This is a genomic window from Stenotrophomonas sp. 96582_Sma, assembly GCF_056480905.1.
The window spans coordinates 3,829,480-3,847,570 of the sequence record NZ_CM151122.1 but is presented as its reverse complement, the minus strand read 5'-3'; the positions used below and the strand labels follow the sequence as shown (position 1 = coordinate 3,847,570).

At 67.4% G+C, this 18,091-nt stretch carries 13 protein-coding genes; 6 read left to right on the top strand and 7 right to left on the bottom strand.

Going from position 1 to position 18,091, the window contains the following annotated elements:
- Nucleotides 1-2: 2 nt before the first annotated feature.
- From ACZK2R_RS18035 to ACZK2R_RS18025, 3 genes are all read right to left on the bottom strand, one after another.
- Nucleotides 3-803 carry a MipA/OmpV family protein gene (locus tag ACZK2R_RS18035; RefSeq protein WP_125892763.1) on the bottom strand — a complete coding sequence of 267 codons (801 nt, stop codon included), beginning with the start codon at nt 801-803 and terminating at the stop codon, nt 3-5.
- Between the two features lie 140 nt (nt 804-943).
- On the bottom strand, nt 944-2,233 hold the full coding sequence (locus ACZK2R_RS18030) for an ATP-binding protein (RefSeq protein WP_180837826.1): 1,290 nt from the start codon (nt 2,231-2,233) through the stop codon (nt 944-946).
- Nucleotides 2,230-2,967 carry a winged helix-turn-helix domain-containing protein gene (locus tag ACZK2R_RS18025; protein WP_180837827.1) on the bottom strand — a complete coding sequence of 246 codons (738 nt, stop codon included), beginning with the start codon at nt 2,965-2,967 and terminating at the stop codon, nt 2,230-2,232. Before ACZK2R_RS18025 ends, ACZK2R_RS18030 begins: the two co-directional genes overlap by 4 nt.
- Before the next feature lie 181 nt (nt 2,968-3,148).
- Between ACZK2R_RS18025 and ACZK2R_RS18020 the strand changes: the two genes are divergently transcribed.
- Complete coding sequence (locus ACZK2R_RS18020; protein WP_032128543.1) at nt 3,149-4,435, top strand: O-acetylhomoserine aminocarboxypropyltransferase/cysteine synthase family protein; 1,287 nt, start codon at nt 3,149-3,151, stop codon at nt 4,433-4,435.
- 398 nt (nt 4,436-4,833) lie between these two features.
- Here ACZK2R_RS18020 and ybaL read toward each other — a convergent pair whose 3' ends face one another.
- Nucleotides 4,834-6,531, bottom strand: a complete 1,698-nt coding sequence (gene ybaL / locus ACZK2R_RS18015) for a YbaL family putative K(+) efflux transporter (RefSeq protein ID WP_180837828.1) — start codon at nt 6,529-6,531, stop codon at nt 4,834-4,836.
- Nucleotides 6,532-6,682: 151 nt separating this feature from the next.
- Nucleotides 6,683-9,070, bottom strand: a complete 2,388-nt coding sequence (locus ACZK2R_RS18010) for a TonB-dependent receptor plug domain-containing protein (protein ID WP_180837829.1) — start codon at nt 9,068-9,070, stop codon at nt 6,683-6,685.
- A gap of 336 nt (nt 9,071-9,406) precedes the next feature.
- Between ACZK2R_RS18010 and ACZK2R_RS18005 the strand changes: the two genes are divergently transcribed.
- The gene (locus tag ACZK2R_RS18005) at nt 9,407-11,272 is read left to right on the top strand and encodes an ABC-F family ATP-binding cassette domain-containing protein (protein ID WP_180837830.1); all 1,866 of its coding nucleotides are present in this window, start codon (nt 9,407-9,409) and stop codon (nt 11,270-11,272) included.
- A 73-nt stretch (nt 11,273-11,345) separates the two neighbouring features.
- Here ACZK2R_RS18005 and ampR read toward each other — a convergent pair whose 3' ends face one another.
- Entirely contained in the window at nt 11,346-12,209 is an 864-nt protein-coding gene (gene ampR, locus ACZK2R_RS18000; protein WP_180837831.1) for a LysR family transcriptional regulator AmpR, read from the bottom strand.
- A gap of 177 nt (nt 12,210-12,386) precedes the next feature.
- On the opposite strand from ampR, the gene blaL2 reads away from it, so the two are divergent.
- The 3 genes from blaL2 to ACZK2R_RS17985 all read left to right on the top strand — a co-directional run bounded on the left by blaL2 (nt 12,387) and on the right by ACZK2R_RS17985 (nt 15,295).
- Nucleotides 12,387-13,298: a L2 family extended-spectrum class A beta-lactamase gene (blaL2, locus tag ACZK2R_RS17995; RefSeq protein ID WP_180837832.1), complete on the top strand. Its 912-nt coding sequence runs from the start codon at nt 12,387-12,389 to the stop codon at nt 13,296-13,298.
- Between the two features lie 85 nt (nt 13,299-13,383).
- A complete protein-coding gene (locus ACZK2R_RS17990; RefSeq protein ID WP_032128538.1) occupies nt 13,384-14,598 on the top strand; it encodes a cation:proton antiporter in 1,215 nt (404 codons plus the stop codon).
- Nucleotides 14,599-14,653: 55 nt separating this feature from the next.
- Nucleotides 14,654-15,295, top strand: a complete 642-nt coding sequence (locus ACZK2R_RS17985) for a hypothetical protein (RefSeq protein ID WP_049422905.1) — start codon at nt 14,654-14,656, stop codon at nt 15,293-15,295.
- 133 nt (nt 15,296-15,428) lie between these two features.
- On the opposite strand, the gene ACZK2R_RS17980 is transcribed toward ACZK2R_RS17985, so the two are convergent.
- A complete protein-coding gene (locus ACZK2R_RS17980; RefSeq protein WP_032128536.1) occupies nt 15,429-16,172 on the bottom strand; it encodes a DUF3011 domain-containing protein in 744 nt (247 codons plus the stop codon).
- 157 nt (nt 16,173-16,329) lie between these two features.
- Here ACZK2R_RS17980 and aspS point away from each other — a divergent pair, with 157 nt between their 5' ends.
- Complete coding sequence (gene aspS, locus ACZK2R_RS17975; protein ID WP_010481582.1) at nt 16,330-18,081, top strand: aspartate--tRNA ligase; 1,752 nt, start codon at nt 16,330-16,332, stop codon at nt 18,079-18,081.
- The last annotated feature ends 10 nt before the right edge of the window (nt 18,082-18,091 follow it).

Genomic DNA, 18,091 nt, shown 5'->3' with positions numbered 1-18,091 from the left:
ACTCAGAAGCGGTGCGTATAGCCGCTCATCAAGCCGAACTGGTTCGCCTTCTGCACGATCGGGCTGTCGGCCGCATCGCCGAGCAGGCGCGTGCCTTCGGCCGAGATGTACCAGTTGCCATTGCGGCCCACGCGGTGGCTCCATTTCAGGCCAAGACCGGCGCTGACTAGCCCAGCCTTCGGCGTGTGCTGGGCAAAGCCGGTGCGCGCCGCCTGTTCCGGGCTGACGCCGTACCAGGTCTGCATGTAGCCACGATTGCCGTAGTCGGTGGACACGCTGCCGCTGACCACGCCACCGGCCAGGTCGAACAGCGGCATGCTCAGATTCAGATGGATCTGCTGGGTAGCCAGGCCGTTCTCGGCCTTGTCCTCGTCCTTGCGGGTGAACTGCCAGGAGCCGCTCAGCACGGCTTCGCCCAGCGTATAACCAGCGGTGAGACCGACCAGGGGACGGGTATCGATATCACCCATGCCGCGCAGGAAGTCCGAACCGCCGAGCAGGGAGTCCTTGTCGCGGCGGATGCCGCTGGCGCCGATGTAGGCACGCACGCGGGTGTGCTCGCCGATGGACGTGCCCCATCCGATGCCACTGGTGCCCAGAAACCATCCCCCCGGCGAGGTGACATCGAACGACAGCGATGGCGTCGCGCGGTATTCCTCGCTGCCGCTGTAGCGTGGCGTCACGCCACCACCAGCGGCGAGCTCGAAGGTCCAGTGGTCATCCTTGGCGTGGGCGATCGGCGCGGCGAACAGCGGCAGCAGGGCCAGGCAGAGCAGGGTGGGGGAACGGCGAAGCTGGGACATGGAATCTCTCGACAATGGGAGGAAAGCAGCGCGCGCATCCGGCGAGTGCTGCAGGGTCGCCAGCGTGGCGATATGCCGGCGACCGATCCCTCCGCAGTTGTGCGGGAGTTGTAATCAACTGTAATGGCGCCCGTGGGCGTTCAGCTGGCAGCCAGCGGCCAGTGCATTTCCAGGCGCGCGCCACCCAGCGTGGCGCGGCTGATGCGCAGCTCGCCACCGTGGCGGGCTGCAATGCGGCTGACGATGGCCAGGCCCAGCCCGAAGCCGCCGGTATCGCGGCTGCGGCTGTCATCCAGGCGGGTGAACGGCCGCATCACCTTCTCGCGATCCGCTTCGGCGATGCCCGGGCCGTCGTCATCCACGCGCAGGCACGCGCGGCCGCCGACACCGACCAGCGACACTTCCACCTGCGAACGCGCGTGGCGCAGCGCATTGCCTACCAGATTGCTCAGCGCCAGCTGCAGCAGTCGCGGTTCGGCATCCACCCGCGGCAACGCACTGGGCTGCACGCGCAGGACCACGCCGGCTCGTTCGGCATCACGGCGTGCATCGGCCAGGCAGGCCTGCAGCCAGTCGTTGGCTTCAATGCGCTGCATCGGCTCGCCTTCGCCGGGATGCTCCAGGCGCTCATAGGCCAGCAGTTCGCTGACCAGCCGGTTGAGTTCGGCCAGGTCGCCGTGCAGCCCCTGTGCCAGCCGTGTACGGCGTTCGTGATCGTCGCTGTCCTGCATCAGGTCCAGGCCGAAGGCCACGCGCGCGATCGGCGTACGCAGTTCGTGCGAGATCGCGTGGGTGAGGTCGCGCTGGCGCTGCACCAGCTCGGCCACGCGCGCGGCCATGCGGTTGGAATGGTCGACGATGACGCGTATCTGCGAGCGTGGCGAAACCTGCGCACGTGCCTGCAGATCGCCCGAACCGATGCGGTCGGCATGCCGGCGCAGCGCTTCCAGGTCGCGCCAGAGCAGGCGCACCCACGCGTACAGGCTGGCGCCCACCAGCAGCAGGATGCTGAGGTAGGCGGCGATGGTCATGTACGTCGTCATCTGCACCGCGCCAGGCAGGCGCAGGTGCAGCCAGCGGCCATCGCTGCCCTCGATGGGCAGCAGGACCTGCTGGTATTGATCGCGCACGATGAAACCGTCGGCCTTCACGGCCACCTGTTCCTGCACGTCGAGTGCGGGAGGTTTGTCGAGCAGGGTCAGGGCGATGCCGTAGTGTGGCTGCCACTGCCGCAGGCGCTCACGCTGCTGGTCGGCATCCAGGCCGGCCAGGCCACTGCGTAGGGCGTACACCTGACCACGCACCTGCTGGACGAAGACGCGATCCTGCACGGGCGTGTAGATGCCGTCCAGGATGTGGTTGAGGAAGAACACCGACACCAGGAAGCAGGCACCCGTGATAAACCACAACCACAGGAACAGCCGCTTCATGCCGTCCAGGCCGACGGATTGAACTGGTAGCCACGGCCCCACACGGTCTTGATCCGCCGCGGTTCGCGCGCATCATCACCGAGCTTGCGGCGCAGCTTGCCGATGCTGACATCGACACTGCGGTCCAGGCCGTCAAAGCCGATGCCGCGCACCGCCTGCAGGATCTGGTCACGCGAGAGAATCTGCCCCGGCTGGCTGGCCAGCAGCCACAGGATCTCGAATTCGGTGGTGCCCATGTCCACCGGCTGGCCGTGCAGATGCACCTCGCGCTGCATGCGGTCGATCAGCAGCTCGCCGTGCATGAGGCGGCAGGGGCTGCCGGTGTTGCTGCTGCCATGGCGGCGGCGCAGCAGGGCGCGCAGGCGGGCCAGCAGCAGGCGCGGCTCGATCGGCTTGTGCACATAGTCGTCGGCGCCCGATTCCAGGCCGAGCACCTGTTCGATGTCGTCCTCGCAGGCGGTCAGCATCAGGATCGGCACATCGGAGAAGCTGCGGATCTGCCGGCACACATCGATGCCGCCAAGGCCGGGCAGCATCAGGTCCAGCACCACCAGTTCCGGCGCGTGCTGGCGGCAGGCCGCACCGGCGAGGTCGCCACGGGCCACATGCTGCACGGCGAAGCCATGTTCGTGCAGGTAGTCGCTGACCAGTTCGGCCAGGCGGCGGTCGTCCTCCACCAGCAGCACCGGGGTCGGCGAGCCGCTGGCGGCGGGTGTCCAGGGGGATGACTGCATGCGCTTGGGCCTCCGTGCCCGGGCAGGAGCGCCCGGCGGCGAAGCCTAGCAACGGCCCATGACGGCTGCCTGAATCGCGGCCAACCTGATAACCGGTGGTACTGGCGTCATCGCCAGCAGCTTTCAGCGCGTGGTTCTGGCTGGCCTATGGTGGCGGTTTCCCCGGATGGAGCCTGGCGCAATGAGCGACCCGCAGTGGCAACTGGAAACCCTGGCCGTGCATGGCGGCTACCGTCCCGATCCGACCACCCGCGCGGTGGCGGTGCCGATCTACCAGACGGTGGCGTATGCCTTCGATGACACCCAGCACGGCGCCGATCTGTTCGACCTGAAGGTGCCCGGCAACATCTACACCCGCATCATGAACCCCACCACCGACGTGCTGGAACAGCGCCTGGCCGCACTGGAGGGTGGCATCGGCGCGCTGGCACTGGCCTCGGGGCAGGCGGCGATCACCTATGCCATCCAGACCATTGCCGAGGCCGGTGACAACATCGTGGCCTCCAGTGCGCTGTATGGCGGCAGCCTCAACCTGCTGGCGCACACGCTGCCGCAGTACGGCATCCAGGCGCGCTTCGCCGACCCGGCCGATCCGTCCGCCTTCGCCGCGCTGATCGACGAACGCACCAAGGCGGTGTTCGTCGAATCGATCGGCAACCCGCGTGGCAACGTCACCGACATCGCGGCGATTGCCGAGGTCGCGCATGCCGCCGGCGTGCCGCTGATTGTCGATAACACCGTGGCCACGCCGTTCCTGCTGCGCCCGTTCGAGCACGGCGCCGACATCGTGGTGCATTCGCTGACCAAGTACCTCGGCGGCCACGGCAACAGCCTCGGCGGCGCGATCGTCGATTCCGGCCGCTTCGACTGGGCTGCACAACCCCAGCGCTTCGCACGGCTCAACCAGCCCGACCCCAGCTATCACGGCGTGGTCTATACCGAAGCGCTGGGGCCGGCGGCCTACATCGGCCGCGCGCGGGTGGTGCCGCTGCGCAATACCGGCGCGGCGCTGTCGCCGTTCAATGCGTTCCTGATCCTGCAGGGCATTGAAACCCTGGCGCTGCGCATGGAGCGCATCAACGCCAACGCGCTGGCTGTCGCGCAGTTTCTGAAGTCACACGCAAAGGTGGCCTGGGTGCGCTACGCCGGGCTGGCCGACGACCCCGAGCACGCCGCCGCGCAGCGCTACCTGGGCGGGCACGGCTCGGGCGTACTGACCTTCGGCCTGCCGGGCGGCCGTGAAGCCGGCGCACGTTTCCTCGATGCGCTGAAGCTGTTCACCCGCCTGGTCAACCTGGGCGACGCGAAGTCACTGGCCACCCATCCCGCCTCGACTACCCATCGCCAGCTGGACGCCGCCGAACTGGCCAAGGCCGGTGTCAGCGAAGACACCGTGCGGCTGTCGATCGGCATCGAGCATATCGGCGACCTGCGTGCCGACCTGGAGCAGGCCCTGGCTGGCGCCTGATAGCCGCACGCTTGGTCGTCATCGCCACAGGCGATCACCACCGGCACCGCGATGCGCTACGGTGGAACTGCCTCTCCAAGGCATGGCAACGTGGCGATCCAGATCCCCGGTCGATGCGGGTCGACCGGGGATTTTTTTGTTTCCGGGGTCAGATGCACCGCCGTGTCGACCAAGGTCGACACCTACCAACAGCCGCAGGAAATTGTCGAAGGCAGGGTGGGCCCGGTTGCAGGGGCGTGAGCGCCATGGATGGCGCGACCGAGCCTCCATGGACGGATTCACGGCGTCCCCTGCAACCGGACCCCCCCCCGCCATCCCACGGAATGCCAGCTTTTGCTTTTGTCGTTGCCGTTGCTTCAGCAGGTGCAGGGCTGCAAGCCCTGCCGCACCCACACTCCTCACACCACCGGAATGCTGTGCTGCCCGATATTCCGGTAGGGCGGCGTGGCCATCACCATCTCGGCCAGCGAATAGGCCAGCTCGCGCTCTGCCATCACCGTGCCATCGGCACCGTGCTCCAACAGATGCTTCACCTCCGCATCGCTGTGTGCTCGCGCCAGCAGGGTCAGATCCGGATTGATCGCACGCAGCTTGGCCAGCGCCTCACCGGCTTCCAGCGGCTGAGGAATCGCCAGCACCGCAATCTTCGCGCGTTCCGGATGCGCTTCGGCCAGCACGCGGTCGGCAGCAGCACTACCACGGATCGCCGCCAGGCCCTTGGCGTGCGCCTGTTCGACGTGCTCCTTGTTGTCATCGATCACCAGCACCGGCACGCCACGATCGCGCAACACCTGCGCCAGCTCGCTGCCGACCCGGCCGTAACCAATGACGATGGCATGGTCATGCAGGTCACGCGAGGGACCGGTGGCCTCTTCCGGCTCGGCGGCCTGGGGCGACTGCTCCTGCTTGGCCTGCCAACGGTCGAGCAGGCCGAATACCAGCGGGTTGAGCATGATCGACACCAGCGCACCGGCCAGCACCAGCGACTGGCCTTCCTTCGGCAGGATCTGCAGGGCGACGCCGAGGCCGGCGATGATGAAGGCGAACTCGCCGATCTGCGCCAGGCTGGCCGAGATGGTCAGCGCAGTGCTGGTCGGGTGCCCGAACGCACGCACGATGAAGAACGCGGCGGCCGATTTGCCGAACATGATGATCAGCACGGTGGCCAGCACCTGCCACGGGTGCTGGATGAGGATGTTCGGGTCGAACAGCATGCCGACCGAGACGAAGAACAGCACTGCGAACGCATCGCGCAGCGGCAGCGAATCATGCGCGGCCTTGTGGCTCAGTTCCGATTCGTTGAGCAGCATGCCGGCGAAGAACGCGCCCAGTGCGAACGAGACGCCGAACAACATCGCCGAGCCGAACGCCACGCCCAGCGCGATCGCCAGCACCGAGAGGGTGAACAGTTCGCGCGAACCGGTGCCGGCGATACGTTCGAGGATCCACGGGATGACCCGGCGCCCGACCACCAGCATCACCGCCACGAACAGGCCCAGCTGCACGAAGGTCCAGCCGATGTCGGCCAGCACGCTGCCCAGCGAGTGCGATTCCTTGGCCGCATCGGGGCCGAACACACCGGCCATCACCGGCATCATCACCAGCGCCAGCACACAGGCCAGGTCTTCCACGATCAGCCAGCCGACCGCGATCTTGCCGCGCATGGTTTCCAGCAGGCGGCGCTCCTCCATCGCCCGCAACAGCACCACGGTACTGGCGGTGGCCAGCGAGAAACCGAAGATGACGCCATGCAGGGCTGGCCAGCCCATCAAAGAGGCCACGCCCCAGCCGAGCAGGGTAGCGACCGCGATCTGGCCGATGGCACCGGGGATGGCGATGGCCTTGACCGCCATCAGGTCCTTCAGCGAGAAGTGCAGGCCGACGCCGAACATCAGCAGCATCACGCCCAGCTCGGCCAGCTGGTTGGCCAGCGCCTGGTCGGCGACGAAGCCGGGGGTGAACGGGCCTACGCAGATGCCAGCAACCAGGTAACCGACCAAGGGAGACAAGCGGAGCTTGTTGGCCAGCGCGCCGAAGATGAAGGCGAGCCCGAGGCCAACGGCAACGATGTTGATCAGGTCGGTGTCATGGTGCATCGGCACTCGCAGAAAAACGGGGGTATCCCGATTTTCACCGATGACGCCAGATACGGCAAACCTTAAATGCGAATGGGGTCAGATCCCTCTCCCGCAGGAAAAGGGATCTGACCCCACCGGGGAGTTGCCGGCCAGCGGCCGGCACTACCGCTTACCAGGTGTACTTGACCCGGCCGTATACGTACGCGCCGTTGAAGCCGAACGGCGAGTAGTTGCTGTACGGCAGCATGCCGAAGGTGGAGTTCTGCAGGTCTTCGGTGCGGTCCGGGTACTTGTCCAGCAGGTTGTCGGCGCCCACGGTCAGGGTCCAGTTGCTGCTCGGCTTGTAGCTGGCCGAGGCATCCACCACCCAGGCGTCGCCATAGGTCTGGTCGCGCAGTGCGGTGGCCGAGTTGCGCACGGTGAATTTGCCGTAGCGGGTCGCCGCCAGCCCCAGTTCCCAGTGGTCCGAACGCCAGGTGCCGCTCAGGATTGCCTTGTCGCGCGGGTAGCTGTCCTCGATGCGGCCGATTTCGTCGCGACCGATCAGCGACTGGTTCAGGCCCAGCGTGCCGAACACCGCCGGGGTGCCACCAACGCGGCGCACTTCGGTGTCGTTGTAGCTGTAGGCCGCGGTCAGCTCCAGGCTGCTGGCGCTGAACGGCACCGTGTAGCTGGACACGAAGTCGACGCCACGGGTACGCGTATCCAGGCCATTGGTGAAGTACGAGAACGCGGTCACCTGCGGCAGGCCCAGGGTGCCCAGCAGCGCGCTGGCTGCCGCATTGGTGGTGATGCTGGACGACAATGCGATGCGGTCATCGATGTCGATCTGGTAGGCGTCGACGGTGATGTACAGGCGGTCGACCGGCTGCAGCACCAGGCCCAGGCTGTAGGAGGTGGAGGTCTCGGCCTTCAGCGGCGAGGCGCCCAGCGCCTGCGCAGCCGGGCTGGTGGTGGGGAAGGTGCCGCGCTCGACGAACACGCCGTTGAGGAACTGGCTGGTGACCGCCTGGTAGCCCTGCTGCGCCAGCGAAGGTGCACGAAATCCGCTGGACGCGGTGGCCCGCAGCGCAACCTTGTCGGTGAATGCATAGCGCGCCGAAAGCTTGCCGGAGAAGCGGTCGCCGAAGTCCGAGTAGTCCTCGTAGCGGCCGGTGATGCCGGCCGAGAACTTCTCGGTCAGGTCCGCTTCCAGGCCAGCATAGACCGCGTAGTTGTGGCGGTCGGCATGCACTTCATTGGTCGGGGTGAAGCCCGCGAAGCCCTGCGCGCCGCTGCCGGTGTACGAGTTCAGTTCGCCCGGGTTCTGGTCCCACTTTTCCTTGCGGTACTCACCACCGAAGGACAGCGTGACCGGGTAGGCCAGGCCCCAGTCCAGCGACTTGGTCAGGTCGGCATTGAAGATGTCCTGCTGGTATTTCAGCGTGCCGTCGTAGAACGAGCGCGGGCTGGTTGCGCCGAGGCTGTAGTTGATGCTGTTGCGGGTGTGGAAGTCGAGGGTGTTCTCACCGTGGTTCAGGCTCAGGTCCCAGGTCCAGCCGTTGTCGGTGTTGCCCTTGACCCCGGCCACCAGCGAGCGGTCCTTCGAATACTGGTTGATCTCCGGCACGAAGCCGTCGGGGTAGGTCTGCGCCAGCAGCGCGCTCTGCCCGCTGTGGTTGCGCGAACGGTAGAACGCGAACGAGGTGATGTCGCGGTTGCTGAGCAGCGCGCTGGCGTAGCCGGTCACGTGGTCGCTGAAGTCGAAGCTGGCGTTGGCCGACGCGGCGGTGGCATCCACGCGCGGGTCGCCGACGATGAAGGTCTTCTGGCCGATGCTGGGGAAGTTGCCGGTGTTCGGGGTGGTGCCGCGGTACGGGCCGGCGCGGTTGCTTTCGTCCTGCTGGCTGATCTGGCCGGCCACGTGCACGCGGCCACGGCCGTTGCCGAACTCGACGCCGGTATCGCCGGAGAGCTGGTACTTGTTGCCGTCACCGGCAGAGTACTGGCCGTAGTCCACCGCCAGGCTGCCGCCACTGCCGCTGCCCTTGAGCACGATGTTGATGACGCCGGCGATGGCGTCCGAGCCGTACTGCGCCGACGCACCGTCGCGCAGCACTTCCACGCGCTCGATGGCGGCGATCGGGATCGCATTGATGTCCACTGCCGACGAACCACGGCCGATGCTGCCGTTGACGTTGATCATCGCCGAGGTGTGGCGGCGCTTGCCGTCGACCAGCACCAGCACCTGGTCCGGTGACAGGCCGCGCAGCTGCGCCGGGCGCACGCCGCTGGTGCCATCGGTCAGGGCAGGGCGCGGGAAGTTCAGCGAGGGCAGGGCGCGCGACAGCGCGGTGGCCAGCTCGCTGGTGCCGGTGGACTGCAGGGCTTCGGGGGTGATGATGTCGATCGGCGACTGCGATTCGGCCACCGTGCGGTCGGCCACGCGGGTGCCGGTGACGATCACCGTGTCCAGGGTGTTGGCGGCGGTGCCGGCCTGCTGGGCAGCGGCAACGAACGGAGAGCCACCGAGTGCGACAGCGACGGCGGCGGCGATCAGGCTGGTCTTGCGGGTCATCGGGACGGAGCTCCGGTTGGCGGGGGCGGCACCGGAATCGACATCACGGGGGTGAGGCGGACGGCGGTTGTTGCGGTGCGCAAAGCAGGAATTAACGGGATATTCAGTGCGTGTCAAATGCCAGTCATCGGAAAAAACGTTGCAGCAGCAACCATTTAGCCCGGATCGGCACTGGCGGGGGAGGGAGCCCGGGACGCGCGCGGCGAGGACGTGGGAGAGAGGAACGCCGGCCGCCGCGCATCCCGGGACGCGTCAAGTATTCGTTAACGCTAGAATTGCGTCGCAGGAACAGTGCTCACCAGCACATTCCATCTGGTTATATGGACGCCTCCCCCGATGATCTCCCTTCGTAATTTCGCCTTGCGCCGCGGCGAGCGGCTGCTGTTGTCCAATGTCGACCTGACCCTGCACGCCGGTTACCGGGTGGGTGTGGTCGGCCGCAACGGTGCTGGCAAGTCCAGCCTGTTCGCGGCAGTGAAGGGTGAGCTGGAGGCCGACAAGGGCGATGTGGACCTGCCCGGCAAGGTGCGCATCGCCAGCGTCGCCCAGGAAACCCCGTCGCTGCCCGACCCGGCGCTGAGCTTCGTGCTGGGCGGTGACGTCGAGGTGGCCGCAGTGCTGGCCGCCGAGGCCGAGGCGACCGCCCGTGAAGACTGGGAAGCGGTGGCCGAGGCGCACACGAAGATGGCCGAGCTCAATGCCTACGACGCCGAAGCGCGCGCCGGCAAGCTGCTGCACGGCCTCGGTTTCCCGGCAGAGACCCACCACCGCGCGGTGTCCTCGTTCTCCGGCGGCTGGCGCGTGCGCCTGAACCTGGCCCGCGCGCTGATGATGCCCAGCGACCTGCTGCTGCTGGACGAACCGACCAACCACCTGGATCTGGACGCGGTGTACTGGCTGGAGCAGTGGCTGCTGAAGTATCCCGGCACCCTGCTGCTGATCTCGCATGACCGCGAGTTCCTCGACAACGTGGCCACCCACACCCTGCACCTGCACGGTGGCGGCGCCAAGCTGTACCCGGGCGGCTACACCGACTTCGAGCGCCAGCGCGCCGAACAGCTGCGCCAGCAGCAGATCGCGCACGAGAAGGAACAGGCCGAGCGTGCCCACCTGCAGAGCTTCATCGACCGCTTCAAGGCGCAGGCCAGCAAGGCCGCGCAGGCGCAGAGCCGCATGAAGCGCCTGGCCAAGCTGGCCGGCACCGAAGCGGTGCGTGCCGAGCGCGAGTTCCGCATCGAGTTCGCGCCGCCAGCCAAGCTGCCGTTCTCGCTGATCCGCCTGAACCACGTCGAGGCTGGCTATGGCAACGACGCGGTGATCCTGCACAACGTCGGCTTCGGCCTGGAAGCGGGCCAGCGCATCGGCCTGCTCGGCCCCAACGGTGCCGGTAAGACCACCCTGGTGAAGACCCTGGTGGGCGAGCTGGCGCCGATCGTCGGCGAGCGCATGGCGCACCCGGACCTGAAGATCGGCTACTTCGCCCAGCACACGGTGGAGTCGCTGCACGAAGGCCAGTCGCCGATGGAGCATTTCCGCGAGATCGCGCCGGACGCACCGAACCAGTCGTTCCGCGATTTCCTTGGCAAGTGGAACTTCCCGGGCGACCGCGCGTTCGAGCCGGTCGATGGTTTCTCCGGCGGCGAGCGCGCGCGCCTGGCGCTGGCGCTGATCGCCTGGCAGCAGCCGAATGTGCTGCTGCTGGACGAACCGACCAACCACCTTGACCTGGAAATGCGCGAAGCGCTGGCCGAAGCACTGGCCACCTTCGAAGGCGCGATCGTGATGGTCTCGCATGACCGCCATCTGATCGGCCTGGTCTGCGATACCTACTGGCGCGTGGCCGATGGCGTGGTCGAGCCGTTCGACGGCGACCTCGACGCCTACGCGGCCTGGCTGCGCACCCGCCCGCAGGCGCAGGGCACCAAGGCGCGCATGGAACAGGTGGAAGAGCCGGTGGTGGTCAAGACCGCGCCGGTGGCTCAGGTGGTGCAGAAGAAGCCGGTGAACCCGCACAAGCTGGCCGCCGCCGAAGCCAAGGTGGCCGAACTGGAAAGCGCTCTGGCCGAGCTCGACCGCCAGCTGGCCGACCCGGCCAACTACGCCGATGCCACCCGCATGGCCGTGCTTGGCCGCGATCGCGAAACCGCCGCCGCGCAGCTGGAAAAAGCCGAAGCGACGTGGATGGAGCTGCTGGAGTCCTGATCACGCAAAAAAGGGGACGGAGGGGATTAAGTCGTTTGTGCCACAAACGACTTAATCCCCTCCGTCCCCTTTTTCATCTCTGTGCCTGCAGCCATTCGCGGAACCGCTTCGCCGGCTCACGCTCGGCACGCGAGCGCAGTCGCGTGAGCCAGTAGCGCCCCAGCTCCAGCGTGGTGCTGAATGGCTGCAGCAGGCGACCCTCGGCCAGTTCCTGCTCGAACATGCGCAGCGGCAGCAGCGCCACGCCGGCACCACCCACCGCGGCCATCGCCACCGTCAACGACGAATCAAACACCGGCCCGCGGGCTTCCACGCCACTCACTCCTGCCGCCTGCAGCCAGCGCGGCCATTCGTCGCTGCGGTAGGAGCGCAGCAGGGGCAGGGTGCCCAGGTCGCGTGGCTGTTTGAGCCGCCGCGCCAATGCTGGTGCGCACAGCGGTGCAAACGGCGCGTCGAGGATCGCTGTGCAGGCCTGGCCCTGCCAGTCGCCATCACCGAAGCGGATCGCCAGGTCCAGGCCCTCGCCGGCCAGATCGATGCGGTTGTTGTGGGTCTGCAGTCGCAGCTCGATGTCCGGGTGCGCGGCCTCGAACGCAGCCAGCCGTGGCAGCAGCCAACCGGTGGCGAAGGTGCCGACCACGCCCAGCGTCAGTACTTCACGGGCCGGGCCACCGGTGTAGCGCGCGATGCTGGCCGAGATGCGCTCGAACGATTCGTTGAGCACCGGATACAGCGCCGCGCCCTCCTCGGTGAGCGCCACGCCGCGCGGCAGGCGATGGAACAGACGGATGCCGAGCCGGTCCTCCAGCCCGCGGATCTGGTGGCTCAGCGCGGCCTGGCTGACGCACAGCTCCAGCGCGGCACGGGTGAAGTTCTGGTGGCGTGCGGCCGCCTCGAAGGCACGCAGGGCGTTCAGCGGCAGGGTAGGGTGCAGCATCGGAGTAGTCGTGAGCCAGGATGATGGCTGATCCTACCTGCCTCGCGCCCAGTTCAGGAGAATTAAGGGGTTGATTGCGACAGCCATTAATCCAGCTAATGCCTCCCGCTGATTTTTCGCGCTGGTCGCCTGCGTGCGAGGCTTCAATAATCGAACGGTCCCCCAGGAGAACCCCGCATGCTCGCCCGTCGCCGATTCCTGCAGTTCAGTGGTGCCGCCGTGGCTTCCTCGCTTGCCCTGCCGTTGCTGGCCCGTGCGGCGGGCAAGACCGCCGCCAGTGCACCGACCGATGCCGCCCTCACCGCCGCCACCGACTTCGCCGCACTGGAAAAGGCCTGTGCCGGCCGCCTCGGCGTGACCCTGCTTGATACCGCCAGCGGCCGCCGCATCGGTCATCGCCAGGACGAGCGTTTCCCGATGTGCAGCACGTTCAAGAGCGTGCTGGCCGCCACCGTACTCAGCCAGGCTGAGCGCACCCCTGGGCTGCTGGACACGCGCGTGCCGGTGCGCGATGCCGATCTTCTCTCGCACGCGCCGGTCACCCGTCGCCACGCCGGCAAGGACATGACCGTGCGTGACCTGTGCCGTGCCACGATCATCACCAGCGACAACACTGCAGCCAACCTGCTGTTCGGCGTGGTCGGTGGCCCGCCCGCGGTGACTGCGTTCCTGCGCGCGAGCGGTGATGCGGTGAGCCGCAGTGATCGCCTGGAGCCGGAGCTGAACAGCTTTGCCAAGGGCGATCCGCGCGACACCACCACGCCGGCGGCGATGGCTGCGACCCTGCAGCGCGTGGTGCTGGGCGAGGTGCTGCAGCCGGCGTCGCGGCAGCAGCTGGCCGATTGGCTGATCGACAACGAAACCGGCGACGCCTGCCTGCGCGCGGGCCTGGGCAAGCGCTGGCGCGTCGGTGACAAGACCGGCAGCAACGGCGAGGACGCGCGCAACGACATCGCCGTGTTGTGGCCGCTGGCCGGCGGCACGCCCTGGGTGCTGACCGCCTACCTGCAGGCGGGTGCGATCAGCAACGAACAGCGTGCCACGGTGCTGGCGCAGGTTGGCCGCATCGCCGATCGCCTGATCGGTTGAGGTAACCGGGGTCATTCAGAAGTGGCTTGCCGGATCGGTTCGGCGCGCGCATCCTGCGCGCGTTCGAATCACACGGAAGTCCCCCATGAGCCATGAACTGATCTACCTGCTGCTGATCTTTGCGCTGCTGGTGATCCCGCGCGCGCTGCAGCGTTTCAGCCTGCCCGCGCCGCTGACCTGCCTGCTGTTCGGCATCATCGGCATGCTCTGGCTGGGCGACCAGGCGCACGACGCGGTGATCGGTCTGTTGGCCACGCTGGGCATTTCCTCGCTGTTCCTGTTCGCCGGCCTGGAAGTGGATCTGCAGGCGCTGCGCCGTGGCATGTGGCCGCTGCTGGCGCATCTGGTGATCCGTACCGGCACGCTGTTCGGTGTGGGCTGGCTGGCCTGGCGTTACGCGGGGCTGCCGTGGCAGGCCGCCGGCCTGCTGGCGCTGGCGCTGCTGACGCCGTCCACCGGCTTCATCATGGATTCGCTGTCGCGGCTGGGCCTGAGCGAGGACGAGCGGTTCTGGGTGACCAGCAAGGCCATTGCCGGTGAACTGCTGGCGCTGGCGGCGTTGTTCATCGTGCTGCAGGCCGGTGATCCGGGGCACATGGCGCTGTCCAGCCTGGCCCTGCTGGCGATGATGGTCGGCCTGCCGCTGCTGTTCATCGCGCTGGGCCGCTGGGTGGCGCCGCACGCGCCGGGTTCGGAGTTCTCGCTGCTGGTCATGGTCGGCATGGTCGCGGCGTACATCACCTATCTGCTGGGTGTGTATTACCTGGTCGGTGCCTTCATCGCCGGCCTGGTCGCGCGCCTGCTGCACCAGCGCATGCCGCTGCTGGCCTCGCACGAGAACCTGCATGCGCTGCGCCTGTTCGCCTCGTTCTTCGTGCCGTTCTACTTCTTCAACGCCGGCACCAAGGTGCCCAGCGAAGCACTGAGCTTTGAGGCGCTGGGGCTGGGCATCGTGATCACCCTGGTGGTGCTGCCGCTGCGCATCGGCGTGGTCTGGCTGCAGCGTCGGGTGATGTTCGGCGAGAGCTTCCGCAGCAGCCTGCGGGTCTCGCTGGCGTTGGCCCCGACGCTGATTTTCACCCTGGTGCTGGCGGCGATCATGCGCGAGCGTTTCCAGATTCCGGCGGTGCTGTTCGGCGCGCTGCTGCTGTATGCCGCACTGACCACGCTGTTGCCGTCGCTGGTGTTCCGCACGCCGTTCGATGTCGATCCGGTTGAACAGGAACCTGCGGGTGAAGGCGAAGCCGCGCCGGTGGCGGCCACCGAAACCCTGCCAGCGGCATCTGCAGTCGATCGCTGAGCAGATGCTGCGCGTGCGGTTTGCGCACTTCGGCCATGGCCGTTAGGGTTGGGGCATGAAACTGCCTGCCGTTGTCACCGCTTCCGCCCTCCTGCTCAGCCTTGCTGCGTGTTCGCAGCGCTCCGATACGGTCGCCCATGATCTGGCGACCGCACCGGCCGATGCCTTCATGGCCGCCATCGCCGCGCATTGCGGCCAGGCTTACGCCGGCAAGGTGGTGGAGGACACGCCGGCACCGACCGGCAAGGATCCGTTCGCCGGGCAGCGCCTGGTCATGCATGTGCGCGGCTGTGCCGATCCGGCACACGAGCTGCGCATCCCGTTCCATGTCGGCGATGACCACTCGCGGACCTGGGTGCTGACCCGTACGGAAACCGGCCTGCGCCTGAAGCACGACCATCGCCACGAGGACGGCAGCCCCGACGCGATCACCCTCTACGGTGGCGACAGCACGCCGCCGGGCACCGCCGAGCGCCAGCAGTTCCCCGCCGACGCCGATTCGGTGGCGATGTTCCGCCGCGCCGACATGCTGGCCTCCACGCACAACACCTGGGCGATGGAGATTGATCCCGACCAGACCTTTGTCTACGAGCTGACCCGCCCGGAGGGCCGCCGCTTCCGCGTGCAGTTCGACCTGAGCAAGCCGGTTGCCCTGCCGCCTGCACCGTGGGGCGACGACAAAGCGTCCGCCCCGTGATCCCAGGGTCGGATCCCTCATGCGGAGGGCCCCGACCCCAGAAGGACCCTCAGTAGATCCACGCCATGTGTGGATGCGGGATACCGGACCGGGGCCAGAGCCCTGGCCGTCGGCCAGGGATCCGACCGTGTACTTACCGCGTACCGAAACGCGCGCGGCAGCCATTGCTCACCCACACCTGGCCACGTGAGTAGCCCCAGCTGCGGCCTTCCTGGCAGGCACTGCCGGACAGCTGCTGCTGCAGCACCGGGCGGCCCTGACGCTCATCCCAGTCGCAGGTCTGCGAGCGATTGTTGTTGCTGCTGCAGGTAACTGAGTAATTGCTGTTGCCGCCGCCCCAGCCACCGCCACCACCGCCCCAGCCGCGGGCTTCGGCGAATTCGGCACGGCAGCCGCCACTGACCCAGACCGCGCCGTTGCGCACGCCCCAGGTACGCCCTTCGTTGCAGGGGCTGCCGGACAGCTGGCGGACCAGGCGGGCATTGCGCCAACCGACCGGGCAGCTGCGCTCACGGTTGTTCTGGCTCTCGCAGCGGATGGTCTCGCCGGGCCGGCCGTTGTTGCCGCCCCAGCCACCGCCATTGCCGCCGCCCCAGCCACCGCGGGCCTCGACGAATTCGGCGCGGCAACCGTTGGTGACCCAGATGCTGCCGTTACGGCTGCCCCAGGTGCGTCCTTCATCGCAGTCCGAGCCGGACAGCTGGCGCACCAGCTGCGCATTGCGCCAGCCGGTGTTGCAGACCCGTTCGCGGTTGTTCTGGCTTTCGCAGCGGACCACGCCGCTCTGCGCATGCGCGGAAGGGGCGGGCAGGGCAAGGGTGCCCGCGGCACCCAGGCTGAGGGTTACGGCCAGGCTGGCCAGGGACAGCGGTTTCATGGCGGCATCCCATACGGTGGCAGGTGCCCGACTATAGGGAGGGGGGCGATCAAGCCGGTGTGACTGGCCGGATTTGCCCCGGCCGGGGCCTCGGCCGCAGAATACGAGGCTTTCCGGCCCCCATCCGGTGCCGGCGTTCTCCAGCGGAGCTTCCCCCATGCGTACCCACTTCTGCGGCCTGGTCGATGAGACCCTGATTGGCCAGACTGTCACCCTCGCCGGCTGGACCGACGTGGCCCGTAACCAGGGCGGCGTCTGCTTCATCGATCTTCGAGATCATGAAGGCATCGTGCAGGTGACCGTGGAAGTCGACAACGCCGACGTGTTCGCCGTGGCCGCGTCGCTGGGCTACGAGGATGTGCTGCAGGTGGAAGGCGTGGTGCGTGCCCGCCACGCGGTGAACGACAAGATGCGCACCGGCAAGGTGGAAGTGATCGCCACCGCCATCACCGTGCTGAACAAGGCCGCGCCGCTGCCGTTCCACGCCCACGAGAATCCGGGCGAGGAAACCCGCCTGAAGTACCGCTACCTGGATCTGCGCCGCCCGGAAATGCAGCGCATGCAGCGCACCCGCATCAAGCTGGTGCAGGCCCTGCGCCGCCATCTGGACGAAAAGGGCTTCCAGGACATCGAGACCCCGATCCTGACCAAGGCCACCCCGGAAGGCGCGCGCGACTTCCTGGTGCCGGCGCGCATGCATCCGGGCGAGTTCTACGCCCTGCCGCAGAGCCCGCAGCTGTTCAAGCAGATCCTGATGGTGGCCGGCTTCGACCGCTACTACCAGATCGCGCGCTGCTTCCGCGACGAGGCCCTGCGTGCCGACCGCCAGCTGGAATTCACCCAGCTGGACATGGAATTCGCCTTCGTCCGCGAGCGCGACGTGCAGGATTTCGTCGAGGACATGATCCGCGCCATCTTCAAGGAAGTGGTCGACGTCCAGCTGGATGCCAGCTTCCCGCGCATGACCTGGGCCGAGGCAATGCGTCGTTACGGCTCGGACAAGCCGGACCTGCGCATCGCGCTGGAGCTGGTCGACGTGGCCGAGCTGGTCAAGGACAGCGAGTTCGCCGTGTTCACCGGCCCGGCCAATGACGCCGAAGGCCGCGTCGCCGCGCTGCGCATCCCGGGCGGTGCAGCGCTCAGCCGCAAGCAGATCGACGAATACGCAGCGCATGCCGCCAAGTACGGCGCCAAGGGCCTGGCCTACATCAAGATCGCCGACAACGGCGAAGTCAGCTCGCCGATCCAGAAGTTCTTCAGCGAGGAATCCTTCGCCGCGCTGGTCGCCCATGTCGGCGCCGGTAACGGTGACATCGTGTTCTTCGGCGCCGGTGGCTACAACAAGGTCTCCGACTTCATGGGCGCGCTGCGCCTGAAGGCCGGCAAGGACTTCGGCCTGGTCGCCGACGGCTGGGCACCGCTGTGGGTCACCGACTTCCCGATGTTCGAGTGGGACGAGGAAGAACAGCGCTACGTCGCCCTGCATCACCCCTTCACCGCACCGGCCGTGGACGACATCGCCGACCTGCGTGCCAATGCCCGTACCGCCGTTTCGCGCGGCTACGACATGGTGCTCAATGGCAATGAAATCGGCGGTGGTTCGATCCGTATCCATCGTCCGGACATGCAGAGCGCGGTGTTCGAACTGCTCGGCATCGGTGCCGAAGAGGCCCGCGCCAAGTTCGGCTTCCTGCTCGACGCGCTGAACTACGGCGCGCCGCCGCACGGTGGCATCGCCTTCGGTATCGACCGCATCGCCGCGCTGATGGCCGGCACCGAGTCGATCCGCGACGTCATCCCGTTCCCGAAGACCACCGGTGCACAGGATCTGATGACCGACGCGCCGTCGCCGATCGTCGACGCGCAGCTGGCCGAAGTGCACATCCAGGTTCGCCCCAAGACCAACTGATCAGGAGATC

What these genes read in the sequence shown, in the direction of transcription:
- ACZK2R_RS18035 (WP_125892763.1), bottom strand. Translation starts at nt 803, where the DNA reads ATGTCCCAGCTTCGCCGTTCCCCCACCCTGCTCTGCCTGGCCCTGCTG.
- ACZK2R_RS18030 (WP_180837826.1), bottom strand. Translation starts at nt 2,233, where the DNA reads ATGAAGCGGCTGTTCCTGTGGTTGTGGTTTATCACGGGTGCCTGCTTC.
- ACZK2R_RS18025 (WP_180837827.1), bottom strand. Translation starts at nt 2,967, where the DNA reads ATGCAGTCATCCCCCTGGACACCCGCCGCCAGCGGCTCGCCGACCCCG.
- ACZK2R_RS18020 (WP_032128543.1), top strand. Translation starts at nt 3,149, where the DNA reads ATGAGCGACCCGCAGTGGCAACTGGAAACCCTGGCCGTGCATGGCGGC.
- ybaL (WP_180837828.1), bottom strand. Translation starts at nt 6,531, where the DNA reads ATGCACCATGACACCGACCTGATCAACATCGTTGCCGTTGGCCTCGGG.
- ACZK2R_RS18010 (WP_180837829.1), bottom strand. Translation starts at nt 9,070, where the DNA reads ATGACCCGCAAGACCAGCCTGATCGCCGCCGCCGTCGCTGTCGCACTC.
- ACZK2R_RS18005 (WP_180837830.1), top strand. Translation starts at nt 9,407, where the DNA reads ATGATCTCCCTTCGTAATTTCGCCTTGCGCCGCGGCGAGCGGCTGCTG.
- ampR (WP_180837831.1), bottom strand. Translation starts at nt 12,209, where the DNA reads ATGCTGCACCCTACCCTGCCGCTGAACGCCCTGCGTGCCTTCGAGGCG.
- blaL2 (WP_180837832.1), top strand. Translation starts at nt 12,387, where the DNA reads ATGCTCGCCCGTCGCCGATTCCTGCAGTTCAGTGGTGCCGCCGTGGCT.
- ACZK2R_RS17990 (WP_032128538.1), top strand. Translation starts at nt 13,384, where the DNA reads ATGAGCCATGAACTGATCTACCTGCTGCTGATCTTTGCGCTGCTGGTG.
- ACZK2R_RS17985 (WP_049422905.1), top strand. Translation starts at nt 14,654, where the DNA reads ATGAAACTGCCTGCCGTTGTCACCGCTTCCGCCCTCCTGCTCAGCCTT.
- ACZK2R_RS17980 (WP_032128536.1), bottom strand. Translation starts at nt 16,172, where the DNA reads ATGAAACCGCTGTCCCTGGCCAGCCTGGCCGTAACCCTCAGCCTGGGT.
- aspS (WP_010481582.1), top strand. Translation starts at nt 16,330, where the DNA reads ATGCGTACCCACTTCTGCGGCCTGGTCGATGAGACCCTGATTGGCCAG.